At 70.4% G+C, this 23,954-nt stretch carries 27 protein-coding genes; 10 read left to right on the top strand and 17 right to left on the bottom strand.

What is annotated here, in order from left to right; all coding sequences use genetic code 11:
- The first annotated feature begins 21 nt into the window (after positions 1-21).
- Positions 22-486: a methylmalonyl-CoA epimerase gene (gene mce, locus HNR10_RS08950; RefSeq protein WP_179822351.1), complete on the top strand. Its 465-nt coding sequence runs from the start codon at positions 22-24 to the stop codon at positions 484-486.
- A gap of 457 nt (positions 487-943) precedes the next feature.
- A complete protein-coding gene (locus HNR10_RS08955) occupies positions 944-2,230 on the top strand; it encodes a DivIVA domain-containing protein (protein ID WP_179822353.1) in 1,287 nt (428 codons plus the stop codon).
- A gap of 179 nt (positions 2,231-2,409) precedes the next feature.
- Here HNR10_RS08955 and HNR10_RS08960 read toward each other — a convergent pair whose 3' ends face one another.
- The 3 genes from HNR10_RS08960 to HNR10_RS08970 form a co-directional block, all read right to left on the bottom strand.
- On the bottom strand, positions 2,410-3,150 hold the full coding sequence (locus HNR10_RS08960) for an alpha/beta hydrolase (RefSeq protein ID WP_179822354.1): 741 nt from the start codon (positions 3,148-3,150) through the stop codon (positions 2,410-2,412).
- Positions 3,151-3,180: 30 nt separating this feature from the next.
- Positions 3,181-3,501 carry an ATP/GTP-binding protein gene (locus HNR10_RS08965; protein ID WP_179822356.1) on the bottom strand — a complete coding sequence of 107 codons (321 nt, stop codon included), beginning with the start codon at positions 3,499-3,501 and terminating at the stop codon, positions 3,181-3,183.
- Between the two features lie 75 nt (positions 3,502-3,576).
- Positions 3,577-4,791: a 3-hydroxyacyl-CoA dehydrogenase gene (locus HNR10_RS08970; protein WP_179822357.1), complete on the bottom strand. Its 1,215-nt coding sequence runs from the start codon at positions 4,789-4,791 to the stop codon at positions 3,577-3,579.
- 146 nt (positions 4,792-4,937) lie between these two features.
- Here HNR10_RS08970 and nucS point away from each other — a divergent pair, with 146 nt between their 5' ends.
- The 8 genes from nucS (at position 4,938) to HNR10_RS09010 (ending at position 12,733) form a co-directional block, all read left to right on the top strand.
- Complete coding sequence (nucS, locus tag HNR10_RS08975) at positions 4,938-5,615, top strand: endonuclease NucS (RefSeq protein ID WP_179822360.1); 678 nt, start codon at positions 4,938-4,940, stop codon at positions 5,613-5,615.
- 100 nt (positions 5,616-5,715) lie between these two features.
- Positions 5,716-6,576: an ABC transporter ATP-binding protein gene (locus HNR10_RS08980; protein ID WP_179822361.1), complete on the top strand. Its 861-nt coding sequence runs from the start codon at positions 5,716-5,718 to the stop codon at positions 6,574-6,576.
- On the top strand, positions 6,573-7,388 hold the full coding sequence (locus tag HNR10_RS08985; RefSeq protein WP_312889179.1) for an ABC transporter permease: 816 nt from the start codon (positions 6,573-6,575) through the stop codon (positions 7,386-7,388). Before HNR10_RS08980 ends, HNR10_RS08985 begins: the two co-directional genes overlap by 4 nt.
- Positions 7,364-8,602, top strand: a complete 1,239-nt coding sequence (locus HNR10_RS08990) for a sensor histidine kinase (RefSeq protein ID WP_312889180.1) — start codon at positions 7,364-7,366, stop codon at positions 8,600-8,602. The genes HNR10_RS08985 and HNR10_RS08990 overlap by 25 nt, the downstream gene beginning before the upstream one ends.
- Positions 8,599-9,234 (top strand): response regulator transcription factor, encoded by a 636-nt coding sequence (locus HNR10_RS08995; RefSeq protein ID WP_179822363.1) that lies wholly within the window; start codon positions 8,599-8,601, stop codon positions 9,232-9,234. The genes HNR10_RS08990 and HNR10_RS08995 overlap by 4 nt, the downstream gene beginning before the upstream one ends.
- A gap of 74 nt (positions 9,235-9,308) precedes the next feature.
- Positions 9,309-9,977, top strand: a complete 669-nt coding sequence (locus HNR10_RS09000; protein ID WP_179822365.1) for a DUF1707 SHOCT-like domain-containing protein — start codon at positions 9,309-9,311, stop codon at positions 9,975-9,977.
- Between the two features lie 221 nt (positions 9,978-10,198).
- Positions 10,199-11,797, top strand: a complete 1,599-nt coding sequence (locus HNR10_RS09005; protein WP_218897671.1) for a M20/M25/M40 family metallo-hydrolase — start codon at positions 10,199-10,201, stop codon at positions 11,795-11,797.
- 339 nt (positions 11,798-12,136) lie between these two features.
- A complete protein-coding gene (locus HNR10_RS09010) occupies positions 12,137-12,733 on the top strand; it encodes a cob(I)yrinic acid a,c-diamide adenosyltransferase (protein WP_179822366.1) in 597 nt (198 codons plus the stop codon).
- Positions 12,734-12,746: 13 nt separating this feature from the next.
- Here the strand turns inward: HNR10_RS09010 and HNR10_RS09015 are convergent, their stop codons facing one another.
- The 14 genes from HNR10_RS09015 to HNR10_RS09080 all read right to left on the bottom strand — a co-directional run bounded on the left by HNR10_RS09015 (position 12,747) and on the right by HNR10_RS09080 (position 23,926).
- Positions 12,747-13,046 carry an MTH1187 family thiamine-binding protein gene (locus HNR10_RS09015; RefSeq protein ID WP_179822368.1) on the bottom strand — a complete coding sequence of 100 codons (300 nt, stop codon included), beginning with the start codon at positions 13,044-13,046 and terminating at the stop codon, positions 12,747-12,749.
- Between the two features lie 97 nt (positions 13,047-13,143).
- Positions 13,144-13,632, bottom strand: coding sequence for a DUF2550 domain-containing protein (locus HNR10_RS09020; protein WP_179822369.1), 489 nt, complete (start codon positions 13,630-13,632; stop codon positions 13,144-13,146).
- Between the two features lie 17 nt (positions 13,633-13,649).
- Positions 13,650-14,039, bottom strand: coding sequence for a F0F1 ATP synthase subunit epsilon (locus HNR10_RS09025; RefSeq protein WP_179822371.1), 390 nt, complete (start codon positions 14,037-14,039; stop codon positions 13,650-13,652).
- Between the two features lie 75 nt (positions 14,040-14,114).
- A complete protein-coding gene (atpD, locus tag HNR10_RS09030) occupies positions 14,115-15,560 on the bottom strand; it encodes a F0F1 ATP synthase subunit beta (protein ID WP_053618294.1) in 1,446 nt (481 codons plus the stop codon).
- 5 nt (positions 15,561-15,565) lie between these two features.
- Entirely contained in the window at positions 15,566-16,486 is a 921-nt protein-coding gene (locus tag HNR10_RS09035) for a F0F1 ATP synthase subunit gamma (RefSeq protein ID WP_179822373.1), read from the bottom strand.
- A gap of 3 nt (positions 16,487-16,489) precedes the next feature.
- Positions 16,490-18,130, bottom strand: coding sequence for a F0F1 ATP synthase subunit alpha (atpA, locus tag HNR10_RS09040; RefSeq protein ID WP_179822374.1), 1,641 nt, complete (start codon positions 18,128-18,130; stop codon positions 16,490-16,492).
- Between the two features lie 73 nt (positions 18,131-18,203).
- The gene (locus tag HNR10_RS09045) at positions 18,204-19,025 is read right to left on the bottom strand and encodes a F0F1 ATP synthase subunit delta (protein WP_179822376.1); all 822 of its coding nucleotides are present in this window, start codon (positions 19,023-19,025) and stop codon (positions 18,204-18,206) included.
- Positions 19,025-19,564, bottom strand: a complete 540-nt coding sequence (locus HNR10_RS09050) for a F0F1 ATP synthase subunit B (protein ID WP_246406130.1) — start codon at positions 19,562-19,564, stop codon at positions 19,025-19,027. The genes HNR10_RS09045 and HNR10_RS09050 overlap by 1 nt, the downstream gene beginning before the upstream one ends.
- 38 nt (positions 19,565-19,602) lie before the next feature.
- Entirely contained in the window at positions 19,603-19,812 is a 210-nt protein-coding gene (atpE, locus tag HNR10_RS09055; RefSeq protein WP_121187442.1) for an ATP synthase F0 subunit C, read from the bottom strand.
- A 110-nt stretch (positions 19,813-19,922) separates the two neighbouring features.
- Positions 19,923-20,777 carry a F0F1 ATP synthase subunit A gene (gene atpB, locus HNR10_RS09060; protein WP_179822380.1) on the bottom strand — a complete coding sequence of 285 codons (855 nt, stop codon included), beginning with the start codon at positions 20,775-20,777 and terminating at the stop codon, positions 19,923-19,925.
- Positions 20,778-20,870: 93 nt separating this feature from the next.
- Positions 20,871-21,098, bottom strand: coding sequence for an AtpZ/AtpI family protein (locus HNR10_RS09065; RefSeq protein ID WP_179822381.1), 228 nt, complete (start codon positions 21,096-21,098; stop codon positions 20,871-20,873).
- A 60-nt stretch (positions 21,099-21,158) separates the two neighbouring features.
- On the bottom strand, positions 21,159-21,599 hold the full coding sequence (locus HNR10_RS09070; RefSeq protein WP_179822383.1) for a hypothetical protein: 441 nt from the start codon (positions 21,597-21,599) through the stop codon (positions 21,159-21,161).
- A 215-nt stretch (positions 21,600-21,814) separates the two neighbouring features.
- On the bottom strand, positions 21,815-22,978 hold the full coding sequence (locus HNR10_RS09075; RefSeq protein WP_179822385.1) for a glycosyltransferase family 4 protein: 1,164 nt from the start codon (positions 22,976-22,978) through the stop codon (positions 21,815-21,817).
- Positions 22,979-22,990: 12 nt separating this feature from the next.
- Positions 22,991-23,926: an L-threonylcarbamoyladenylate synthase gene (locus HNR10_RS09080; RefSeq protein WP_179822387.1), complete on the bottom strand. Its 936-nt coding sequence runs from the start codon at positions 23,924-23,926 to the stop codon at positions 22,991-22,993.
- Positions 23,927-23,954: the final 28 nt, after the last annotated feature.

Consider the following 23,954-nt stretch of genomic DNA (forward strand, 5'->3'; position numbering starts at 1 on the left):
CCATCTCCGGGAGGTTCATCCATGAGCTCCGCACCCGACCCCAGCGGCCCGTTCTCCGGCCTGACCCGTCTCGACCACGTCGGAATCGCCTGCCGCGACCTCGACGCCTCGATCGCGTTCTACCGCACCACGTACGGCTTCGAGGTGGAGCACGAGGAGGTGAACGAGGAGCAGGGCGTGCGCGAGGCGATGCTCCGAATCAACGGCACCGACGATGGTGGCGCCACCTATCTGCAACTCCTCGAACCGACCCGGCCCGACTCCCCCGTGGCCAAGTTCCTCGACCGCAACGGTGAGGGCGTCCACCACATCGCCTTCGGCACGGGTGACGTCGCGGCCAGCGCCGCGGGCGTCGGCGAGCGGGGCGTGCGCGTGCTCGACAAGGAGCCGCGGCACGGCACGCTGGGGTCCAGCATCGTCTTCCTGCACCCGAAGGACTGCGGCGGTGTCCTCACCGAACTCGTCCAGGCGGCGGAGCACCCGTAGGCGCACCCGCCGGAACACGCACGCGGTGTCATCCTGCAGGACACGCCCGAGCACACAAAGTCACGGGGACGTTCCGGACACATCACATCTTGGGCGCCCAGAGAACCCTTGACCTTCCCGCCCACCGGAAGTTACCCGAAACCCTCTTCCCAGGGGTGCGGCGCTTGATAAAGTCGGCTAGCTGCCGGATCCGATTTCCGGCGTTGGTCCATGTCTTGCCGCCCGGTGGTCGAGCCTGGGTCAATATGCCGCCGTACTACCGCGTCGTGAAATCGACCGGTGCCCGCCCACGGCGGACGGAGGAGGTCGGGGAGTGACCGGTCCCGTCGTCCCGGCCCACCGCCAGGTCCGCACACCACCGGACACCGCACCGTCCACGGGGGTGGAAGCAGCCGCCCTCCCGCCGCCCTCGGCCGAATGCAAGTAGCCGTCTCGCACCCGTTCAGGATTCCGCCACATGTCGTCAAACAACATTGACACCCAGCTCAACAACATCTTCGACGAGGACAACACCCCGCCAGAATTCGACGTGGTGCTGCGTGGCTTTGACCGCACCCAGGTGCTGGACTACCTGGAGGGTCTGCGCAACGAGGCCAAGCAGTCCAGCAAGCAGGTCGAGAAGTTCAAGTCCGAGCTCCAGGCGAAGAACCGCCAGCTCCAGGAGCGTGAGCGCCCCTCCTACGCGGGTCTGGGCTCACGGATCGAGGAGCTGCTGCGCCTCGCCGAGGAGCAGGCCAACGAGCTCGTCCAGAGCGCGCAGATCGACGCCAACGACATCAAGTCGGCCGCCAAGATCGAGGCCGCGGAGATGCGCGCCGCCGCCGAGTCCGAGGCCACCGAGGTCCGCACGCTCGCCCAGCGCGAGGCCGACGAGCAGCGCCAGGCCGCCGAGTCCGAGGCGGAGGAGATCTCCACCACGGCGCGCCGCGAGGCCGACGAGCTGACCTCCACCACCGAGCGCGAGGTCCAGAAGAAGCGCTCGGCCGTCGACCACGAGATCGCGGAGAAGCGGGCGACCTTCGAGGGCGAGATCGCCAAGCTCCGCACCACCACCGAGCGCGAGTGCGCCCAGGCGCGCGCCGCCGCCAAGCGCGAGCGCGACGAGACCATCCAGGCCGCCAAGAGCCAGGCCGAGGAGCTGCGCAAGAACGCCGAGCGCGCCTACGCCGAGTCCGAGGCCCGCCGCACCGAGGCCGAGGACCAGTTCGAGCTCCAGCTCGCCGACCGCCGTGCCGAGGCCGAGCGCCAGGACGCCGAGCGCCTGGCCGCCGCGCAGGCCGCCACCCAGAAGATGGTCAACGAGGCCGAGGAGCGCGCCTCCAGCGCCGAGCAGCGGGCCACCAAGGCCAGCCAGCAGGCCGAGCAGACCCGCCGCGACGCCGAGAACCACGCCAAGCAGCTGGTCAACAACGCCAAGAAGAACGCCAACCAGATCGAGGCCGAGGCCAAGTCGAAGGCCGAGCACCAGCTCAGCGACGCCAAGTCCGAGGCCAACCGGATCATGACGGCCGCCAAGAAGGAGGTCGAGGAGCTCAACGCGCAGCGGGACAGCATCCAGTCGCACCTCCAGCAGCTGCGCCAGCTGCTCGGCGGCGGCGGTGCCCCCGCCCCGGCCGCTCCGCCGGCGCCCGCCCCCGCGGCCATCTCCCAGCCGGAGCCGGCCGCCAAGCCCGCCGCGGAGGAGCCCAAGCAGCCCGCGCACACCGGCAAGGGCAGCGACGACGAGGACTGGTGGCAGGAGTAGCGTCCCGGCCTGACGGCTGAGCGCTCCGCGTCCACGACGAGGGGCCCGTTCCTGGAACGGGCCCCTCGTTTCGTGTGCGCGGGCGTCGGGTGCGCCTCACGTCGCGTGCGCGGCGCGTCCTCCGCTCGGCGCGTCGTGTACGCCGCGCGTGCGGTCGGCGCTCCCCGCCCGCCCCGTCGTCAGCGCAGCGGCTGGACGTCCTTCTCGTAGGGGCCGTCCCACTCGGTCGGCAGGGGGTGGGCGGCGGGGTTGACGCGCTGGACGATCTCGTCGAGCACACGCCGCACGTAGGGCTCGCCCACCCACAGGTGCTTGGCGCCGTCGACGCCGATCACCTCGGCCTGCGTGAGCGGCTCGAAGCGCTCGGCGGCCTCGTCGGGGCGCAGGTAGTCGTCGTGTTCGGGGACCAGGGCCACGACCGGCTTGCCGGACTCCGCCCACACGCGCATGTCCGCCTCGTCGGCGCGGTGCAGCGGGGGCGACAACAGCAGCGCGCCCCTGATCTGCGGGTCGCAGCCCCACTTGAGCGCCAGTTCGGTGCCGAAGGACCAGCCGAGCAGCCACGGTTCGGGCAGGCCCTCGAACTCGGTGAATTCGATCGCCGCGAGCACGTCGTGCTGCTCGGTCTCGCCCTCGCCGAACTCGCCCTGGCTGGTGCCGTGCCGCGAGGTGGTGCCGCGCGTGTTGAAGCGCAGGACCGCGATGTTCGCCAGCGCCGGCAGCCGGAAGGACGCCTTGCGCAGGACGTGGCTGTCCATCATGCCCTCGGCCGTGGGCAGGGGGTGCAGGCACACCAGGGTGGCGACCGGGGCGCCGCCCTCGGGCAGCGCGAGCTCACCGACCAGCTCCAGGCCGTCGGCTGTGTGCAGGGTGATGGGACGTCGCACGGCGGGCAGCACCGTGGTGGCTCGAATCTCCATGGCTCCTCAGGGATGGTCCTCGGGCGGATGTCAGTAGCGCGGGGCGCGGTGTGCGCGCCGGTCCCAGCAGGAGGAGTGCCAGTGGCGGCGGTCTCCGCCGTCACCGTAGGGGCGCCAGGCCACGACGTGCGGCATCCCCGTGGGGATCTCCTGCGCACAGCCCGGGCACCGGTAGACCTTGGTGGCGGAGGCGCCGGGGATGCGCCGCGTCACCCACTCGCCGTCGGGGCCGGTCTCGCGGCGCTGGCCGCCGGTGATGCGCAGCATCAGGGCGTCCTCGTCAGGGGGACCGTTGGACGGTCCGCGGCTCCGGGAGGACTGGCGGCGGGAGGAGTTTCGACGCGGGCTCACGCCGTCCAGGGTAGGAGAGAATCGGCAGTGGCCGCCGCCACGCACGCGGGCCGCGGCCACCGCCACTCGGGATCCTCAGCCGTGGCAGGCGCAGCCGCCACCCTGGCCCGAGCCCTCCTCGGTGTCGGGCAGCTGGTCCATCAGCAGCGGCGCGGGGACGGCGACGCTGGTCAGGCCGTACTCGCCCATCGCCACCAGAGTGGTGACCACGGACTCGGCGCCGCGCTTCTCCAGGAGTTCGGTGGGTCCCTCGGGGTACCCGCACCCGAACCGCATGGCGGTGTCGACGTCCCGGGCGGAGGCGTAGCCGTCGCCGATCATGCGCATCGCGTCGTCGATCTGCGGGGCGATGAGGATCTCGCCCAGGTCCAGGGTCTCCTCCTCGCGGATCATCTCCGCGAAGCGCCCCGTGGGGCGGGGCTCGGCCTGGTCCTCCGTGCCGGCGTAGAAGCCCTGGCCGCTCTTGCGGCCCAGGCGTCCGGCCGCGACCATGCGGCGCAGCAGGGGCGCGGCGACGTAGCGCGGGTCCCGGTACTCCTCCCACAGCACGTCCATGACGGCCAGGCACACGTCCAGGCCGACCAGGTCGGCGAGGGTGAGCGGCCCCATGGGCAGCCCGGCCGCCTTCTGCACGGCGGCGTCGATGTCCTCGCGGCTGGCCACCTTGCGCTCGTAGAGCCGGACGGCGTCGTTGATGTAGGGCACGAGCAGGGCGTTGGCCACGAATCCGGCCCGGTCGCCCACCGCGATCGGGGTCTTGCCGATGCGCTTGGCGACCTCGGTGACGACGTCGACCGTGTCGGAGCTGGTGGAGACCGTGGTGATGACCTCGGCCAGCTTCATGACCGGCGCCGGGTTGAAGAAGTGCAGACCGACGACCTTGTCCGGGCGTCCGGTGAGCGCGGCGATCTCGGTGACCGAGAGCGAGGAGGTGTTCGTGGCGAGGATCGTGCCGGGCGGGCAGATCCGGTCGAGGTCCCCGAAGACGTCCCGCTTGATGTCCATGCGCTCGGGCACGGCCTCGACGACGAAGTCCGCGTCCGCGAGGTCCTCGCGAGAGGTGGTGAAGCTGAGCCGGGCGTCGATCCCGGCGCGTTCCTCCTCGGTGAGTTTGCCCCGGCTGACCGCACGGGAGAGGGACTTGTCCACGTGACCGCGACCGCGGTCGAGGGCGGCCTGGTCGATCTCGACGCCGATGACGTTGAATCCCGCGCGGGCGAACACCTCGGCGATACCCGCGCCCATCGTGCCGAGTCCGACGACTCCGACCTTGTCAAATTCCTGCACCATGTGCCCCACCTTAGACGGCCGTCCTCTCCGCCCCGTACGTGGCCACCACGGTGCGGCCATGGTCCGGCTCCGGGGCGGCCCCGGGCGGCCCCGCTCCTGTCCCCGGTCCGGACCCGGGCGGCCCCGGGAGGCGGTAACGTGACGCCGTGCGTCTCGTCATCGCGCGGTGCAGTGTCGACTACGTCGGCCGGCTCACCGCCCACCTGCCCATGGCTCCCCGTCTCATCCTCATCAAGGCCGACGGGAGCGTCTCCATCCATGCCGACGACCGGGCGTTCAAGCCGTTGAACTGGATGAACCCGCCGTGCAAGCTCCGTGAGGAGGTCGTGGCGGACGGCCCCGACGTGTGGACGGTCACGCACACCAAGTCCGGCGAGAAGCTGGTGCTGACCGTGGAGGAGGTCGTGCACGACTCCTCGCACGAGCTCGGCAAGGACCCCGGCCTGCAGAAGGACGGTGTGGAGTCGCACCTGCAGGAGCTGCTCGCCGAGCACATCACCACGCTCGGCGACGGCTACACGCTCATCCGCCGGGAGTTCCCCACCGCGATCGGCCCGGTCGACATCCTGTGCCGTGACGCCGCCAACGCCACGGTGGCGGTCGAGCTCAAGCGGCGCGGCGACATCGACGGCGTCGAGCAGCTCACGCGCTACCTGGAGCTGCTCAACCGCGACCCGCAGCTGGCCCCCGTGCGCGGGGTCTTCGCCGCCCAGGAGATCAAGCCGCAGGCGCGCGTGCTCGCCGAGGACCGCGGGATCGCGTGCGTGGTGCTGGACTACGACGAGCTGCGCGGCATCGAGCCGGACACACTGCGCCTGTTCTGACTCCGGGTTCGGACCCCGTGCCGGTGTCCTCCGAACGGAGGACACGGACGCGCCCCGGTGACCGATACCCCGGCGGACGCCGCCGCGGGACGCTCGGAACATGAGCGACACAGCGATCGAGGCCGTCGGCCTCCGCAAGTCCTACGGCGGCACCGAGGCCGTCGCGGGCATCGACCTCAGCGTGCCGCGCGGCGAGGTGTTCGCCCTCCTGGGGCCCAACGGCGCGGGCAAGAGCACGGCCGTGGAGATCCTGGAGGGATTCCGCCGCCGCGACGGCGGGACCGTCCGGGTCCTGGGCGAGGACCCGGGTAGGGCCGGGCGGCACTGGCGCTCCCGCATCGGCATCGTCTGGCAGCGGGAGACCCTCGTCCCCCAGCTGTCCGTGCGCGCCGTCGTCCGCCACTTCGCGGGCTACTACCCCGCCCCGGAGGACCCCGACGGGGTCATCGAGCGGGTGGGCCTGGCGGATAAGGCCGCGGCGCACGTGAACTCGCTCTCCGGCGGCCAACAGCGGCGGCTCGACGTGGCCCTGGGCATCGTCGGCCGACCGGAACTGCTCTTCCTGGACGAGCCGACCACCGGGTTCGACCCCCGCGCCCGCCGCGACTTCTGGGACCTGCTGCGCGGGCTCGCCCACGGCGGCACCACGATCGTGCTGACCACGCACTACCTGGAGGAGGCCGAGGCGCTCGCCGACCGGGTGTGCGTCCTGGCCGGCGGCCGGATCCGGGCCGTGGACTCCCCCGCGGCCCTCGGCGGCCGGGCGACCGCCCGGGCCACGGTGGGCTGGGCGGACGGCCGGCGCCGGCGCTCGGTGCGGACCGCCGAGCCCACCCGCGTGATCGGCGCGCTCGCGGGCGCCCACGACGGCGAGGTGCCCGAGCTGACCGTGCACCGGCCGACCCTGGAGGACGTCTACCTGGACCTGGTGCGCGACGAGCGCGCGGAGGCGAGCGCGTGACCGCCCCGGAGACCCGCCTGCCCGGCCCGATCCGCGTCGGGCTCTCGCGCGGCCTGCTGGAGGTGCGCGAGTTCGTCCGCGAGTGGGAGAGCGTGGTCTTCACCTTCGCCCTCCCCTCGCTCGTCCTGCTGCTGTTCGGCGTGATCTTCGAAGGGGCCTTCGACGCCGGCATGCCCGCCGTGGACTTCTACCTGCCCGGCCTGATCGCCATGGGCCTGATGTCGGTCAGCTTCCAGACCCTGGGCACGGGCATCGCCGTCGAACGCGACCGGGGCGGTCTGCGCCGCCTGCGCGGGACCCCCATGCCGCCGACCGCCTACTTCGTCGGCAAGACCGTCCTCGTCCTGGTCCTCGCCCTGGCCCAGCTGGTCCTGCTGCTGGGGGTCGCCGTCCTCGTGCACGGCGCCGCCATGCCCCGGGACGCCGCCGCCTGGGCCACCCTGGCGTGGGTGTTCCTCCTCGGCACGGTCGCGAGCGCCCTGCTCGGCACGGCGGTGAGCTCGCTGGCCCGCAGCGCGCGGACCGCGTCCGGGATCGTCGTGGTCCCGTTCCTGGTGCTGCAGTTCATCTCCGGGATCTTCGTCCCGGTGTCCCTGCTGCCCGACTGGGTGCTCGCTGCCGCCTCCCTGTTCCCGCTCAAGTGGATGGCCCAGGGCATGCGCGCCGCGTTCTACCCGGACGGGTTCAGCGCCATCGAGCCCTCGGGGGCCTGGGACCTTCACCTCGTGGCCCTGGCCCTGGGAACCTGGTGTGTGGTGGGACTGCTGCTGACGCTCACCACGTTCCGGTGGAAGACACGGAAGGACGGGTGATCGGCGTGGAGGAACGCCACGCGTGGAACACGGGTGTGTGGTGGGACGTCTACTTCACCGCGATCATGGCGGGCATGGCGGTGTTGGCCGCGCTCACCACCGCCCCCCAGTGGCGGTGGACCGCGGTCGCCCTGGTCTGCGCGGTCGTGGTCGTGTATTACGGCTACGGCCGGGTGCTCCTGCGGTCGCCGAACCACGGGTCGAACCTGCGCTCCGTGGTCCTGCCGGCGCTGTTGCTGGCCGTCGTCCTGCCCGCCGTGACGCTCAATCCCGCGCTGACGTTCATGCTCGTGGCGGTCTCCCCGCTGTGCTTCATGGCCACGGGAACCGCGCAGGCCGTGCCCACGGTGGGGCTGGTCCTGGTCGTTCCGGTCCTGTACCGGGCGGTGACGGGGCAGCAGGGCTGGGACACCACCGCGGTCACCCTGGCGATCGACGCGGTGATCATCGCGTTCGCGGCCTGGTTCGGCCGCTGGATCGAGCGCGTCGTCGTGCAGAGCTACGAGCGCGCCGAACTCATCCGGCAGCTGCGCGAGAGCAGGGAGGAGGCGGTCCGGCTCTCGGAGCAGGCCGGGGCGATGGCCGAACGCGAACATCTGGGCCGCGAGCTCCACGACACCCTGGCCCAGGGGCTCACCAGCGTCATCGCCCTGACCCAGGCGGTGGAGTCGGAGATGTCCACCGACCCCGCCCTGGCCCGCCGCCACCTGGCGCTCATGCGCGAGACCGCCGCGGACAACCTCGCCGACGCCCGTGCCATGGTGGCCGCGCGCCAGGCGGTCCGGCCCGAGGGCGGCGGATCCCTCGACGCCGCGCTCGCCCGCGTCACGGAACGGCTGGCCGCGGAGCTCGGCATCGGCGTCGACCTGACCGTGCGCGGCACCCCCGCCCCGTTGCCGGGCGACGTCCAGGTCTGCCTCCTGCGCACCGCACAGGAGGCGCTGGCCAACATCCGCAGGCACGCAGGCGCCGGGCGCGCCGACGTCCTCCTGGAGTACGCTCCGGCGGGCGTCACGCTGACCGTGTCCGACGACGGCCGCGGCTTCACACCCGCGGCAGGCCCCGGCCACGGCCTGCGGAACATGCGCCACCGCGCGCGGAGCGCGGGCGGCGCCCTCACCGTGGACAGCGCGCCCGGCGCAGGGACGACGGTGCGCGCGTCCATCCCCCACGCCGAATCCACGCACCCGACCCCGGAGGAGACCGCCCGGTGATCCGTGTCCTGTTGGTCGACGACCACCCCGTGGTGCGCGAGGGCATGCGCGGCATGCTCGGCGCCGAGGCCGACCTGGCCGTGGTGGGCGACGCCGCCTCCGGCCCCGAGGCCGTGGCGCGGACCGCGGCGCTGCGCCCCGACGTCGTGCTGATGGACCTGCGCATGCCCGGCGGCGACGGCGTCGAGGCCACCGAGCGCATCAGCGCCGAGTTCCCCGACTCGCACGTGCTGGTGCTCACCACCTACGACACCGACGCCGACATCCTGCGCGCGGTCGAGGCGGGGGCCACCGGCTACCTGCTCAAGGACACCCCGCGCGCGGAGCTGGCCGAGGCGGTGCGTGCCGCGGCGCGCGGTGAGACCGTGCTCAGCGGCGGGGTCGCGGGCGCGCTGCTGACCGGGATGCGGCGGCGTTCGGCACCGGAGTCCGCCGCCCTCTCCTCCCGCGAGGCGCAGGTCCTGCGCCTGGCCGCGGACGGGCGGACCAACGCCGCCATCGCGAGCGCGCTGCACATCAGCCCCACCACCGTCAAGACGCACCTGGCGCGCGCCTACGAGAAACTGGGGGTGAGCGACCGCACGGCCGCGGTCACCCAGGCCATCCGGCGCGGACTGCTTCCGGACGAGTGATCCGGACGCCTCTCAGGGCCGTCTCAGGGTCGTTCCCTATACTCCCCGCCCGTGCGAGGGCGGATAATCGAACCATGGTGGACCCCATGAGTGAACCCAATCTCCCAGAACCCGGACGGATGCGCGCCTCCGACGCCGACCGCGACTCCGTCGCGCACCGCCTGCGCGAGGCGCTGGCGGAGGGCCGCCTGACGCCGGACGAGCACAGTGAACGCCTGGACGCGGTGTACAGTGCCAAGACGCTCGGCGAACTCGTCCCGCTCACCGAGGACCTGCCCGCGCCCGACTCCGAACAGTCGCCGGCCCGGCTGCCCGGCGACTTCCACTCGCCCCGCCCGGTCTACGGGGGCGGCCGGGTGGTCGCCGCCGAGCCCACGAGCACCGTGGCGGTGGCCGTGATGGGCGGCGCCGACCGTTCGGGCGGCTGGGTGGTCCCGGCGAACTTCTTCGCCGGCGCGGTCATGGGCGGGGTCGAGCTGGACCTGCGCGAGGCGCGCTTCACCCAGCGCGAGTCCACCATCTGGGCGTGCACGGTCATGGGCGGGATCGACATCACCGTGCCCGACGACGTCCAGGTCCGGGTGCACGGCCTGCCCGTGATGGGCGGGTTCGGGGCCTCGGGCGCGCCGCCCAGCGTCATGGACCCCCAGGCGCCGATCGTGCACGTGCGCGGACTGGCCGTCATGGGCGGAGTCGAGGTGAAGTACCGCCGACGCAAGCACCAGAAGGAGATCGACGACTGAGCCGGGGCCACGAATCCTCACATTCAAGACGATTGGTGTGATTCGCCGCTCCCAGCGGCCACAGTTCGTATGGAACCGGTCAGTGCCGTGGCTGATTGTGGCAATCTCCCCCACCCCTCCTTGCCGTCGCACCCCCGGCGGTGGAAGGCTGCTCCGGTAGTTCGCTCACCGTGTCCATCCCCCCACGGAGTGGTGGACCCCCATACACCGGAGGAACATCGTTGCGCCCCATCAGTCGACGTGCAGCTTCTCCCAGACCGAGCGCCTCCACCCGTCGGCGCGGGACGGCGGCCACCGCCGGACTCGCCGCCGCCATCGTCGCCGCCGGGACGCTCGCCGCGTCCCCGGCCCAGGCCGACCCGGGCCCGCCCGGGCACGCGGGGCCGCCGGACCACTCCAACGCCCCTGAGCACGCCGGTCCGCCGCGCGGCGACGAGGACGCGCTCCCCGACCTGGTGACCGCCGAGGCGATCGAGGAGCACCTGGAGAACCTCAGCACCATCGCGCGCTACAACGGCGGCAACCGCGCCTCGGCCACCCCGGGGTACGACGTGGCCGCCCAGTACGTCGAGGACCAGCTCGAACGGGCCGGATACGAGCCCTACCGCCACGAGTACGAGTACCTCGACTGGCGGGAGCACTCCGACGCCGTCCTGGCCATGACGGCTCCGCGTGGCCACGACTTCGAGCCCGGCGTCGACTTCGCCACCATGAGCTACTCGGCGGCGGGCGACGTGAGCGCCGCGGGCGTGCTGGTGCGGACCGAGGCCGCGGACAGCGGGTGCTCCCCCGAGCACTTCGAGGGCTTCCCCGAGGGCGCGATCGCGGTCACCATGCGCGGCTCCTGCTCGTTCGCCCAGAAGACCCAGAACGCGGCCGACGCGGGTGCCGCCGCCGCCGTGGTGATCAACAACGTGGAGGGGCTCCTGCAGGGCACGGTCTCCGAGCCCTCGGACATCCCCGTCGTGGGCATGTCGCAGCAGGCGGGCAACCGTCTGCTGGAGGCGGGCGAGGGCCTGGAGCTGCGGGTCGCGGTCGACTCCACCGCCGAGACCAGCACCTCCTACAGCGTGCTGGCCGAGACGCCGGGCGGACGGGACGACAACGTCGTGGTCGTCGGCGGCCACCTCGACAGTGTCGAGGACGGCCCGGGGATCAACGACAACGGCAGCGGGACCGCGTTCGTGCTGGAGACCGCGATCCAGCTGGCCGAGCAGGCGGACCCGAACAACAAGGTGCGGTTCGCCTTCTGGGGCACCGAGGAGAGCGGCCTGGTGGGCTCGACCCGCTACGTCGAGAGCCTCACCGAGCAGCAGGTCGACGACATCGCGCTGTACCTGAACTTCGACATGGTCGGCTCGCACAACTACGCGCGCTTCGTTCTGGACGGCCGCGGTGAGCTGCCCGACTCCAGCGCGGCGCCCTCGGGCTCGGGCGCCATCGCCCAGGTCTTCGAGGAGTACTTCGAGGAGCAGGGGCAGGTCAGCGAGCCGGGCGTGCTGAGCGGCCGCAGCGACTACCGGCCGTTCATGCTCGCCGGGATCCCGGCCGGCGGCCTGTTCAGCGGCGCCGACGGCACCAAGACCGAGGCGCAGGTCGAGTGGTACGGCGGCACGGCCGGTGAGCAGTTCGACCCGTACTACCACACGGCCGAGGACACGCTGGACAAGGTCAACACGGACGCGCTCGACGAGCTGTCCGCGGCCGGCGCCCACGGTGTGGAGTTCTTCGCGGACAACACCCTGCCGGTGAACGGCGTGGCACCTCTGTCGAGCCCGATGGTCTCCTTCGACCGGGTCGGCGACGAACTGGTCCGCTAGGTCGTCCCTCGGCGGCGAGGCTCCTTCGCCGCCGAGGACGCCGGAAGGCACACATGGGCGGAAGGCGTGAACCCCCCGGTTCCACGCCTTCCGCCCGAGCGGTGTCCCCCCTCCGCGACCCGGCCCGGGTGGCCCCCCTCTTCCACACGGGAGCGCGAACGCGTGCACCGCGGAAACTACGTTGAGTAGCTTCCATGTGCCCCAATGTATCAGTGAGCTGCGTCACCTTCACCTGCTGAGACTGAACAGTTATTCTCCGTCACTCCCGGTGATCCGGTCCGACGCCCCCGGCGGCGCCCGTACGACACTCCGCGCCGCCCGAACCCTAGGGTGGGGACCATGACCAAAAGGGACACGGACAAGCCGGTCGTACTGTCGAAGATCTACACGCGGACGGGCGACGCGGGGACCACGGCGCTCGCCGACATGAGCCGGACGAGCAAGAACGACACGCGCCTCGTGGGCTACGCCGACACGGAGGAGGCCAACGCGGCCATCGGTCTCGTGCTGACTCTCGGTGACGTCCCCGACGACGTCCGGACGCTGCTCGGCCGCATCCAGAACGAGCTCTTCGACCTGGGCGCGGACCTGTCGACACCGATCACGCCCGACCCGGCCTACCCGCCGCTGCGGGTGGAGCCGGAGTACGTCGCACGCCTGGAGGAGGCCTGCGACGCCTACAACGCCGACCTGCCGACCCTGCGCAGCTTCCTGCTGCCCGGGGGCTCCCCCACCGTGGCGCTGCTGCACACGGCGCGGATCGTGGTCCGGCGGGCCGAGCGGGCGGTGTGGGCGGCGATCGAGGAGCACGGCGACACGGTCAACCCGCTCACCGCGCAGTACCTCAACCGGCTGTCGGACCTGCTCTTCATCCTCGGCCGGTACGTCGCCGGCGACGGCGACGAGGTCCTGTGGAAGCCCGGCGGGGAGCGGTAGGCGCCGGAGAGGGCTACTCCAGGGCGTCCAGTTCGCGTTCGAGGTCCTCGACCTTGCTCCGCAGGCCGTCGGTGACGCCCTCGCGGATGTCGGCCTTGAGGGTCAGCGACACCCGGGAGGAGCCCTCCCCCGCGGCCGCCACCGCGCGCTTGACGACGTCCATGACCTCGTCCCACTCACCCTCGACACTGGTGAACATGGAGGTGGTCTCGTGGGGCAGTCCGCTGTCCCGCACGACCTTCACCGCGCGTGCGACGGCGGGGGCGACGGACTCACCGGAACCGAGTGGGGACACAGAGAACGCGACGATCATGGGGCCCATGCTCCTCACACCGGAGGGGCCCGTCAAGCTCCCGTGCGGGAGTCGGACCGGGCGCGTACCCGCTGGGGCGGTATCCGCCACACACGCCCTAGGCCTCCCAGCGGGTGCCCGGGGGCATCGACTCCATCCAGGACAGGAACCCGGTGAGCGTGCTGTCGTTCATCGCGATCTCGAACGACACGTCCTCGGGGTCGCTGTCGCCGACGGACGCCCAGCCCACCTGGAGCACGGTGACGTCGGCCGGCAGGTAGGACAGGTCGGCGGCGTCGGGGGAACGGCGCCCCACAACGACGAGACCGCGGCGCGACAGCATCGCTGTCGGCCGCGGTCTGAGCGAGAAGAGGGGGAACCAGCCGAGGTTCTCCGTGCCGTACCGGCCGAAGCCGATCCGCCACGCCCCCCGGCGTCCCCTCTCCTCGGGGGCACGCAGGTAACACTCCACCGCACCGCCGCGCCGTTTGAGCACGGCGCGGCGTACGAAGGCGGCGAGGACCACCGCGAGAAGGACGAGGAGCAGGGCGAGGAACGCCCACTGCGTGGCGTCGAACCACGTCGTGCCAGGCAGCAGTCGATCCATCGTTGCCGTCCCTCTCGTCAGGCGACTTCCTCGCCGGCGGCGCGCAGGCGGCTGCGGGCGCGCCCCAGGGCGATGTCGTCGCCGCCCTCGGACGCGGACGTCAGCGCCGTACGCGCACGGTCCACGTCGATGTCCTCGGCCAGCTCGGCGGTCTCGGCGAGAATCGAGACCCGACCCTCACCGGAGACGGAGACGAACCCGCTGTGCGCGGCCGCCACGACCTCACCGGTCTCCCGAGCCCCGAGGACGCGAACGACCGCGTCGTGCGCCAGCACCGCGAGCACGGGGACGTGCCCGGGCTGGACACCGATCTCACCATCGACGGTCTTCGCGATGACCATGTCGCCCTCGCCCGCCCAAATCTCACGTTCGGGCGAGACGATCTCGACGAAAAGCTTCTTCGACACTGCCACAAACTCCTCGGCTCGTGGGCGGGTTCAGGCGGGCCGGCCCCCGCGGACGGGGGCCGGCCCGACCTGAACCTATTCGCCCTGCAGCTTCTTCGCCTTCTCGACGACCATGTCGATGTTGCCGACGTCGAGGAAGGCCTGCTCGGGCAGGTGGTCGTACTCACCGTCGCAGACCGCCTTGAAGGAGGAGATGGTCTCCTCCAGCGGCACGAACACGCCCGGGGTGCCGGTGAACTTCTCCGCCACGAACATGTTCTGCGACAGGAAGCGCTCCAGGCGCCGCGCCCGGTTGACGACGATCTTGTCCTCTTCGGACAGCTCGTCCATACCGAGGATGGCGATCTGGTCCTGCAGGTCCTTGTTGCGCTGCAGGATCTCCTTCACCCGCTGGGCCACCTGGTAGTGCTCCTCGCCCACGTACTGCGGGTCCAGGATGCGGGAGGTGGAGGCCAGCGGGTCCACCGCCGGGTAGATGCCCTTCTGCGAGATCGGGCGGGAGAGCTCGGTCGTCGCGTCCAGGTGGGCGAAGGTGGTCGCCGGAGCGGGGTCGGTGTAGTCGTCCGCGGGGACGTAGATCGCCTGCATCGAGGTGATCGAGTGGCCGCGCGTCGAGGTGATCCGCTCCTGCAGCTGACCCATCTCGTCCGCCAGGTTGGGCTGGTAGCCCACGGCCGAGGGCATACGGCCCAGCAGCGTGGAGACCTCCATACCGGCCTGGGTGAAACGGAAGATGTTGTCGATGAACAGCAGCACGTCCTGCTTCTGGACGTCGCGGAAGTACTCCGCCATCGTCAGAGCCGACAGCGCCACCCGCAGACGGGTGCCCGGGGGCTCGTCCATCTGGCCGAAGACGAGCGCGGTGTCCGGGAGGACGCCCATCTCGTCCATCTCCAGGAAGAGGTCCGTACCCTCACGGGTGCGCTCACCGACACCGGCGAACACGGACACACCACCGAAGTTGCGGGCGATACGGGTGATCATCTCCTGGATGAGCACCGTCTTGCCGACACCGGCACCACCGAACAGACCGATCTTGCCGCCACGCACGTACGGCGTGAGGAGGTCGATCACCTTGATGCCCGTGACGAGCATCTCGGTCTTGGACTCGAGCTCGTCGAAGGACGGGGCCTTGCGGTGGATCGGCCAGTACTCGGTCGCACCCAGCTCCGAGGAGGGCACGTCCATGGACTCGCCCAGGGTGTTGAACACGTGGCCCTTGACGACGTCGCCGACGGGCACGCTGATCGGCGCGCCGGTGTCGCGCACCTCGGCGCCGCGGACCATGCCGTCCTGGGGCGCCAGGGAGATGGCGCGGACCAGGTTGTCACCGAGGTGCTGGGCGACCTCGAGGGTGACGGTCTTGGTCTTGCCGCCGATGCTCACGTCGGTGTGCAGGGCGTTGTACATGGCAGGCAGGGAGCCGACGGGGAACTCCACGTCGACGACCGGGCCCGTGACTCGGGCGATCCGGCCGGTGGCGGTGCCAGCCCCGGCCGTCCCTTCAACAGTCGCAGTCACTTTTGTTACTCACTTCCCGCGCTGGCTGCAGAGAGCGCGTCGGCACCGCCGACAATCTCACTGATCTCGTTGGTGATCTCGGCCTGACGCGCCTGGTTGGCGAGGCGGGTCAGGTTCTTGGCGAGTTCCTCGGCGTTGTCGGTCGCGGCCTTCATGGCCGCGCGACGGGACGCCTGCTGGGAGGCGGAGGACTCGAGGAGGGCGAAGTAGATCCTGTTGGTGACGTACTGCGGCAGCAGCTGTTCCAGGGCCTCCTCCGCGGAGGGCTCGAACTCGTACAGCGGCAGGGCCTCGCCCCCGTGCATGGCCTTGAGCTCCTCCAGCGGCACCGGGTAGACCTCCAGCGGCAGGGCACGAACGGCCTGCGCCCGCTGGGTCAGCATCGAGACGAACTCCGTCGAGACCACGTGGATCTCGTCGACTCCGCCGTCGGCGCTGTCCATGGCGAACTTCTCCATGAGGGCGGCACCGATCTCCTGCGCGTGCGCGTAGGTCGGACGCTCGGTGAAGCCCTCCCAGGCCGCCTCGACCGGACGGTCGCGGAACTTGTAGAAGCCCACTCCCTTGCGGCCCACCATGTAGGTGACGACCTCCTTGCCCTCCTCCCGGAGGAGCTGGCTGAGGGAGTCCGCCTCCTTGAGGGCGTTGGTCGAGAAGGCCCCGGCCAGACCCTTGTCGCTGGTGATGACCAGGACGGCCGCGCGGGTCGGGTTCTCCGACTCGGTCAGCAGCGGGTGATCGGTCACCCTGCCGGCCAGAGCGGAGACCGCCCGCGTGATCTCCCGCGCGTAGGGTCCGGCAGCCTCAGCCGCACGCTGCGCCTTGGTGATGCGCGTCGTGGCGATGAGCTCCATCGCGCGGGTGATCTTCGCCATCGACTTCGTCGAGCGGATCCTCCGGCGATAGACGCGAAGCTGTGCACCCATGGGTTACTTCCCGCCCTTGGCGACCTTGATGGTCTCCTGGCCGACCTCGTCCTTGTCGAGCGCCTCGGCCTCGGCCTCGGTGCCCAGAAGGCTGCCGGCGGAGGTCTGGAAGCTCTGCTTGAACTTCTCGATGGCGCTCTCGAGGGCCTGCTGGGTCTCCTTCTCGAACTTCCCGCTCTCGCGGATGTTGTCGAGAATGCCCTTGTGCTCGCGCTCCAGGTAGGACAGGAAGTCCTCCTCGAAGCGGCGCACGTCCTCCACCGGGACCTCGTCGATCTTGCCCGTGTTGCCGGCCCAGATCGACACGACCGTCTTCTCCATGGAGAAGGGCGAGTACTGGCCCTGCTTGAGCAGCTCCATCATCCGGGCGCCGCGCTCCAGCTGCTGCTTGGAGACCGCGTCCAGGTCGGAACCGAAGGCGGAGAACGCCTCCAGCTCGCGGTACTGGGCCAGACCCAGGCGCAGCGTGCCGGAGACACCCTTGGTGGCCTTGGTCTGGGCCGCGCCACCGACACGGGAGACCGACACACCGACGTCGATCGCCGGACGCTGGCCCTGGTTGAACAGGTCCGAGTCCAGGAAGACCTGGCCGTCGGTGATGGAGATGACGTTGGTGGGGATGTAGGCGGAGACGTCGCCCGCCTTCGTCTCGATGATCGGCAGCGCCGTCATCGAGCCCTTGCCCAGCTCGTCGGAGAGCTTGGCACAGCGCTCCAGGAGCCGGGAGTGCAGGTAGAACACGTCACCCGGGTAGGCCTCGCGCCCCGGCGGGCGGCGCAGCAGCAGGGAGACCGCGCGGTAGGCCTCGGCCTGCTTGGTCAGGTCGTCGAAGACGATGAGGACGTGCTTGCCCTCGTACATCCAGTGCTGGCCCAGGGCCGAACCGGTGTACGGGGACAGGTACTTGAAGCCCGCGGGGTCCGAAGCGGGCGAGGCGACGATGGTGGTGTACTCCATCGCGCCGGCCTCTTCGAGCGCACCGCGCACGCCGGCGATGGTGGAGCCCTTCTGGCCGATCGCGACGTAGATGCAGCGCACCTGCTTGTCGGGGTCGCCCGACTCCCAGTTGGCCTTCTGGTTGATGATCGCGTCGATACCGACCGCGGTCTTACCGGTCTGCCGGTCACCGATCAGCAGCTGGCGCTGGCCGCGGCCGATCGGGGTCATGGTGTCGATCGCCTTGATGCCGGTCTGCAGCGGCTCGTGGACCGGCTGCCGCTCCATCACCGTCGCGGCCTGGAGCTCCAGCTCGCGGCGCTCGGTCGTCTCGATCTCACCCTTGCCGTCGATGGGGGCACCCAGGGGGTCCACCACGCGGCCGAGGAAGTTGTCACCCACCGGCACCGAGAGGAGCTGTCCGGTGCGGCGCACCTTCTGGCCCTCCTCGATGCTGGTGAAGTCACCCAGCACCACGACACCGATCTCGCCGACCTCAAGGTTCTGGGCCAGGCCCAGTGTGCCGTCCTCGAACTTCAGCAGCTCGTTCGCCATCGCCGAGGGAAGGCCACCGACGCGGGCGATGCCGTCACCGGAGTAGGTGACGGTTCCGACCTCTTCCGCGCGGGTGGCATCAGGCTCGTACGACTGGACGAAGCGCTGTAGCGCGTCCCGGATCTCGTCCGGCCGGATCGTCAGCTCCGCCATCTCTACGTTGTCCTTGCTCTCAAATGGCGCCGGGCCGGCGCCGTGCGTGCTTGCTTTGCGTTGTTCGCGTGTGTCAGCCAGCCAGACGGCGCTGGACCTCAGCGATGCGCCCGGCGATGGTGTCGTCGATGACCTCGTCACCCACCTGGATGGAGAGACCGCCCAGGAGCTCGGGGACGACGTCGATGTTCAGGTGGATCTCACGACCGTACTTGCGGGTCAGGACGTCCTTCAGACGTGTCTGCTGCGCCTCGGTCAGCACCTGTGCGCTGCGGACCACCGCGACGTACCGCTGGGCCCGCTCGGACACCAGGCGGCCGAAGTGCTCGAGCGCCTGTTCCAGGGTACGACCCCGCGGACGGGTGACCGCCTCGCTGACCAGGGTCAGCGTCGCGGAGTTCACCTTGCCCGAGAGGAGGTTCTCCACCAGGGTGTTGAGCTGCCCCGCGGACACGCCGTCCCGGGTGAGGGCCGCACGCAGCGCGGGCTCGGCGGCGAGGATCCGCTGGAAGCGGAACAGCTCGTCCTCGAGCTCGTCCAGGCGCGTGCCGCCGAGCGAGGCGACGGTCGCGTAGACCGCCATCCGCTCGACCGCGTCGACCATGTCACGCGGGGTCGACCAGTCCTGCTGGACGATGTCGTTGACCACGATGACCGTGGACGGCGACACCTTCTGCTCCAGCAGTTCCCCGGCCAGAGCGGTCTTCTGCTCGACGGGGTTGGACTGGTCGGCCAGCCAGCGGCGGAGGGAGTGCTCGCCGCTCAGCAGGGCGACGACCTCGAAGAGCTCGCCGCCGAGGGAGACCGCGTACTGGCCGGCGTCCGCCGACGCCAGGACGTTCTCGTCCAGGCGCCGGGTCACCTCGGCCAGGGAGGAACGGCTGATACCACGCATCAGCGCACCTCGGCTTGCTGCGCGCTCTCGCTCTGCTCCAGTTCCTCCAGGAACCGGTCCACCACGCGCGAACGGGCTGCGTCGTCGCTCAGCGTCTCACCGACGATGCGCGTCGCGAGCTCGGTGGACAGGGCACCGATCTCGCTGCGGAGCTGGACGACGGCCTGCTGACGGTCGGCCTCGATCTGGGCTTGGGCGGCCTCGATGATCCGACGCGCCTCGACCTGGGCCTCGTCGCGAGCCTCGGCGATGATCGCCGCGCGCTGCTCCTTGGCCTTCTCCAGCTCCTGGGCGTACTCGCGGTGCGCCTCTTCGAGCTTCTCCCGGTACTGCTGACGGATCTCGTCCGCCTCGGCCTCCGCCTTCTGAGCGCGGGCGATGCCACCCTCGATCTGGTCGGCACGCTCGTCAAGCGCCTTGGTCAGCCTCGGCCACATCTTGTAGACGACACCGAGGATGACCAGGAAGGCGATGAGACCGAAGGTGAACTCGTCCCAGTGAATACGCAGGACGTTCTCGTGTTCAGCTGCCAAATACATGGTTGGCATCCCCTTCGCGTTCTATTGCCGGAGTGGACTTAGCGCGCGAAGGCGAGAACGAAGCCCAGAATGGCAAGGGCCTCGATGACGGCGAAGCCGAAGATCATCTGGCCCTGCAGGATGCCGCGAGCCTCGGGCTGGCGGGCGATGGCCTGCACGCCGAGACCGAAGACCAGACCGACGCCGATGCCGGGGCCGATGGCGGCGAGACCGTAACCGATGGTGTTCAGGCTGCCGGTGATTTCCATTTGATATTCCCTTTACTACACGCCGACGATCATGGGCGACGTCGGGCTAACGTGACGGATCGGAACGGGGTATGGGAGTGCACTCGGGGAGTCGGCGTCGCCGCCGGTCCCTAGTGCGCGCCCTCCAGGGCCTCACCCAGGTAGATGGAGGACAGGAGAACGAAGACGTAGGCCTGGACCGCCATGATGAACAGCTCGAAGGCGGTGAAGACCAGGAAGCCGAGCAGCGCCATGGCGGAGTAGCCGACCGAGAGCGCGCCGTAGCCTGCGCCCATCTCGGAGAGAGGGTTGAACATGTAGAAGCCGGCCGCGGCGAACAGCGCGAGCAGCAGGTGCCCGGCGAACATGGTCGCGAACAGACGGATCATGTGCGTGGCGGGCCGAATGATGAAGTTCGACAGCGCCTCGATCGGAATGACCAGGGGCAGGATCCACGTGGGGACACCACCGGGCACCAGCCGGGCCTTGAAGTGCCCGCCCGCACCGTGGCGGCGGATGCCCACGATGTTCCAGAGCAGGAAGATCAACAGGGCCAGGACCGCGGGGAAGGCCAGGTTGGAGGTCACCGGCAGCTGGAGGCCGGGGATGAGACCCATGATGTTCATCGAGAAGATGAAGATGAACAGGGTCACCATCAGCGGGAGGTACTTGTCCCCCTCCTTGCCGATGGCGGTCCGGGTGACCTGGTCCCGCAGGAAGGTGACCAGGAGTTCGGCCACGCTCTGACCTCGGCCGGGGACGACCTTGGCCTTGCGCGTGGTGAAGTACCAGAACGCGGCGGCGACCAGCAGTGCGACGACCGCGACCAGGTAGTACTTGTTGAGGCCGGAGGTACCGGGCAGGCCGAAGTCGAGCCACGGAGTGGGGAAGAAGAGGCTGACAGTCGGAGCCTCGAAACCACAACCGTCGCCGAAAATCTTGCAGCTTGATTCGGACGCCGCGACGACGCTCACGTCAGCACCCACGGCGATCCCTTTCGTCGTGACGCAACTCAATCCTCGATGTTGTGTTCAGTGCGGTTCCGCGCTCGACGCGGGCGAACGCAGCTGGATGTACGGTCAGGACCGGACGTGCTGGGCGTAGATGAGGTAGATCGCCCCGACCAGGCCGACGCCCAGACCGATGGGCAGGAACAGGGCGGAGAATCCCAGGAAGTGATCCGCGACCCAGCCCACGCCGCCCCAGAAGGCGAGGCCTCCCAGCAGATACGAGACGAGAGTGATTCCGTTGGCGCTCGACGGCTCCGTGTCGGAAGCGGCGTCCTTCGCGCTTCGGTGCTCGTTCATCTCGCTCCGGAAGATAGCAGTAGGTCAGAAGGCCGTGCACACCGCCCCGCCAACGCGGGCTCACCGGTGTGCCTCACTGTCCTCGGTGACCGCCTCGTCCTCTTCGCCTTCGGGGACGATGGTCGGCTGCTTGCTCCGCTTGATCGCGACCGCCTGGGCCGCGAGCCAGATGAGGACGCAGGCGAACGCCGTCCAACCGAAGATGTCCTTGTCCAGGGAAGCGGTGTCCCTGAACAGCAGAAGAACGGCGAGCAGGATCCCGAGCTTCGTCGTGTAGACCAGGAAGGCCACCGGGAGCAGCAGCTCCGGCCGGCGACCGCCGGTCCACGAGATGACGAAGGCCGATGCGGCGAAGGCACCGATGACCAACCCGACCCCGAAGAGCGCGCCGAACAGCCCCTGGGGGCCAGAGACCGCGAAGCCGACGATCATGGCGACCACGCCGACGACGGCCGTCGGAAGCGCGGCGCCGCGGAGGATCCGGGCGTCGTGTTCCTGCATGCGAGAGCTCCGTGGGGTTCAGTGGGTACCTGCTCGTGAAAGCTATCACAAGGTTTTTGGTGCCATATCCCAGGGTTCCTTAACGAGACCTTAACGCCCCCCGAAGGCGCCGCTCCTGGCGCCTTCCGCCTCGATTGTCGCCTTGGCCACATTCGCCCCGGACGTGATCTCGCAGGTCAGGCGTGTCCGCTTCGGTACGGCCCGTCACCGCTCGTTCAGTCATCAGATGACGAATCGTGATCTGCCGTCGCCCGGACCGTGTCCCGTCGGTCCCATGGGAGCAGGCCCCGACGCCGCAGCCGGGGCAGGGCGATGAGCCCCACCGCGCACACCCCCACCAGCGCCGTCACCGTCAGGACGATCGCCGGGGAGTCGAAGACCGACAGCGACACCGCGGCGAAGGCGACGATCCCCGCCCACAGGTACATCAGCAGCACGGCCCGCACGTGGCTGTGCCCCATGTCGAGCAGCCGGTGGTGCAGGTGGCCGCGGTCGGGCGCGAACGGGGACTTCCCGGCCAGGAGCCGGCGCAGGACCGCGAGCACCAGGTCGGCCAGCGGCAGCGCGATGACCAGCAGCGGCAGGGCGACGGGCAGGAACACCACGAGACCGGAGCTGAAGCCCTCCCGCGCCGTGTTGGCGTCGAACTGCCCGGTCACGGTGATGGTGATGGAGGTCAGCAGCAGCCCCAGCAGCATCGACCCGGTGTCGCCCATGAACACGCGCGCCGGGTGGAAGTTGTGGAAGAGGAATCCGGCGCAGGTGCCCGCCAGGATGATCGCGATCATCGCCGGGTAGGACTGGCGGACGAAGCCCTGCTCCACCGCGACCACGTAGTAGTAGGCGAAGAACGCCGTGGAGGAGATCCCGACGATGCCCGCGGCCAGCCCGTCCAGGCCGTCGGCGAAGTTGACCGCGTTGATGGTCACCACGATGAGCAGCACCGAGATCATCGCGCCCAGCCAGGGGCCGAGGGACAGCTGGGTGCCCGGGAGCGGCAGCCACAGCAGCTGCACGCCCTGGGCCACCAGGATGCCGGCGGCGGCGACCTGCCCGGCGAGCTTGCTCAGGGCGTCCATGCCCCAGCGGTCGTCGACGACGCCGATCACGGTGATGAGCCCGCCCGCCAGCAGCAGGCCGAGCCAGGTGTCGGCGACGAAGACGTTCTGCAGGTGCGGCAGTTGCGCGGAGATCAGCAGCGCCGCCGCGAAGCCGCCGTAGATGGCCAGCCCGCCCAGCCGCGGGATCGGTTCGGAGTGCACGTCGCGGTCGCGGACCGGCGGGGTGGCGCCGAAGGCGATCGCGAAGCGCCGAACGATCGGCACGAGCAGATAGGTCACCGCGGCCGCGATGACGAAGGTGAGCGCGTACTCCCGCACCGCTGGGCCCCTCTAGTTGTCGGAACGTTCGCCGTTCGGGGCCTGCCCTGCCGCGTCCTCGCCCTGGCGGCCGTCGGTGTCCGCCGCGGCCCCGGCGGCCCCGGACTCCGCGGTCCCGGGCACCTCCGGATCGGGCTTCGTGGCCTTCGGCTCCTCGGCCTCGGGCTTCGTGGCCACGGACGCCGAGGCCGTGGGCTCCTCGGTCTCCGCGGTCCCGGCCCCGGTTCCGTCGGCCGACTCCTCGGCCGTGCCGGCCCCGGCCTGCTCGGACTCCGCGGGCTTGGGCTTGGTCCGGCCCTTGCGCAGCTCGCCGATGACCGTACCGCACACACCGCGCAACTGCTCGATGGAGATCGCGCCGGCGCGCAGCACGCGCGGAACGGCGTAGGTGAGGTCGACGATCGTGGAGGCCACGGGGGCCTCGCTCTCACCGCCGTCCAGGTAGACCGCGACCTCGTCACCGAGCTGCTCCAGGGCCTCCTCCATGGTGGCCGCGGCCGGCTGCCCGGACTTGTTCGCGCTGCTCACGGCCATCGGCCCGACCTCCTTGAGCAGCTCCAGGGCGACCGGGTCCATCGGCATGCGCACGGCCACGGTGCCCTTGGTGTCGCCCAGGTCCCAGGACAGGCTCGGGGTCGCGGTGCACACGAGGGTCAGCGGCCCGGGCCAGAACTCCTCCATCAGGTCCCGGCCGTGCGTGCCCAGGTCGTCGATGAGCGCGGTGGCCGCGCGCATGGACCCGACCAGCACCGGCGGCGGCATCTCCCGGCCGCGTCCCTTGGCGGCCAGCAGGTCCGCCACCGCCTTGGGGCTGAAGGCGTCGGTACCGATGCCGTACACGGTGTCCGTGGGCAGGACCACGAGCTCACCCTTGCGTACCGCGGACGCGGCGTCGACGATGCCGTCCTTGCGGGCCGTCTCGTCCGCGCAGTCGTAGATGCGGCTCACCTAGAACTCCTTGTGTGGAAACCCGGTT

The sequence above is a fragment of the Nocardiopsis aegyptia genome, from assembly GCF_013410755.1.
In the GTDB taxonomy this organism is placed as follows: Bacteria; Actinomycetota; Actinomycetes; order Streptosporangiales; family Streptosporangiaceae; genus Nocardiopsis; species Nocardiopsis aegyptia.

Coding starts and splice junctions, on each gene's coding strand:
- mce (WP_179822351.1), top strand. CDS start 22: ATGAGCTCCGCACCCGACCCCAGCGGCCCGTTCTCCGGCCTGACCCGT.
- HNR10_RS08955 (WP_179822353.1), top strand. CDS start 944: ATGTCGTCAAACAACATTGACACCCAGCTCAACAACATCTTCGACGAG.
- HNR10_RS08960 (WP_179822354.1), bottom strand. CDS start 3,150: ATGGAGATTCGAGCCACCACGGTGCTGCCCGCCGTGCGACGTCCCATC.
- HNR10_RS08970 (WP_179822357.1), bottom strand. CDS start 4,791: ATGGTGCAGGAATTTGACAAGGTCGGAGTCGTCGGACTCGGCACGATG.
- HNR10_RS08980 (WP_179822361.1), top strand. CDS start 5,716: ATGAGCGACACAGCGATCGAGGCCGTCGGCCTCCGCAAGTCCTACGGC.
- HNR10_RS09000 (WP_179822365.1), top strand. CDS start 9,309: ATGGTGGACCCCATGAGTGAACCCAATCTCCCAGAACCCGGACGGATG.
- HNR10_RS09010 (WP_179822366.1), top strand. CDS start 12,137: ATGACCAAAAGGGACACGGACAAGCCGGTCGTACTGTCGAAGATCTAC.
- HNR10_RS09015 (WP_179822368.1), bottom strand. CDS start 13,046: ATGATCGTCGCGTTCTCTGTGTCCCCACTCGGTTCCGGTGAGTCCGTC.
- HNR10_RS09020 (WP_179822369.1), bottom strand. CDS start 13,632: ATGGATCGACTGCTGCCTGGCACGACGTGGTTCGACGCCACGCAGTGG.
- HNR10_RS09035 (WP_179822373.1), bottom strand. CDS start 16,486: ATGGGTGCACAGCTTCGCGTCTATCGCCGGAGGATCCGCTCGACGAAG.
- atpA (WP_179822374.1), bottom strand. CDS start 18,130: ATGGCGGAGCTGACGATCCGGCCGGACGAGATCCGGGACGCGCTACAG.
- HNR10_RS09045 (WP_179822376.1), bottom strand. CDS start 19,025: ATGCGTGGTATCAGCCGTTCCTCCCTGGCCGAGGTGACCCGGCGCCTG.
- HNR10_RS09050 (WP_246406130.1), bottom strand. CDS start 19,564: ATGTATTTGGCAGCTGAACACGAGAACGTCCTGCGTATTCACTGGGAC.
- atpE (WP_121187442.1), bottom strand. CDS start 19,812: ATGGAAATCACCGGCAGCCTGAACACCATCGGTTACGGTCTCGCCGCC.
- HNR10_RS09065 (WP_179822381.1), bottom strand. CDS start 21,098: ATGAACGAGCACCGAAGCGCGAAGGACGCCGCTTCCGACACGGAGCCG.
- HNR10_RS09070 (WP_179822383.1), bottom strand. CDS start 21,599: ATGCAGGAACACGACGCCCGGATCCTCCGCGGCGCCGCGCTTCCGACG.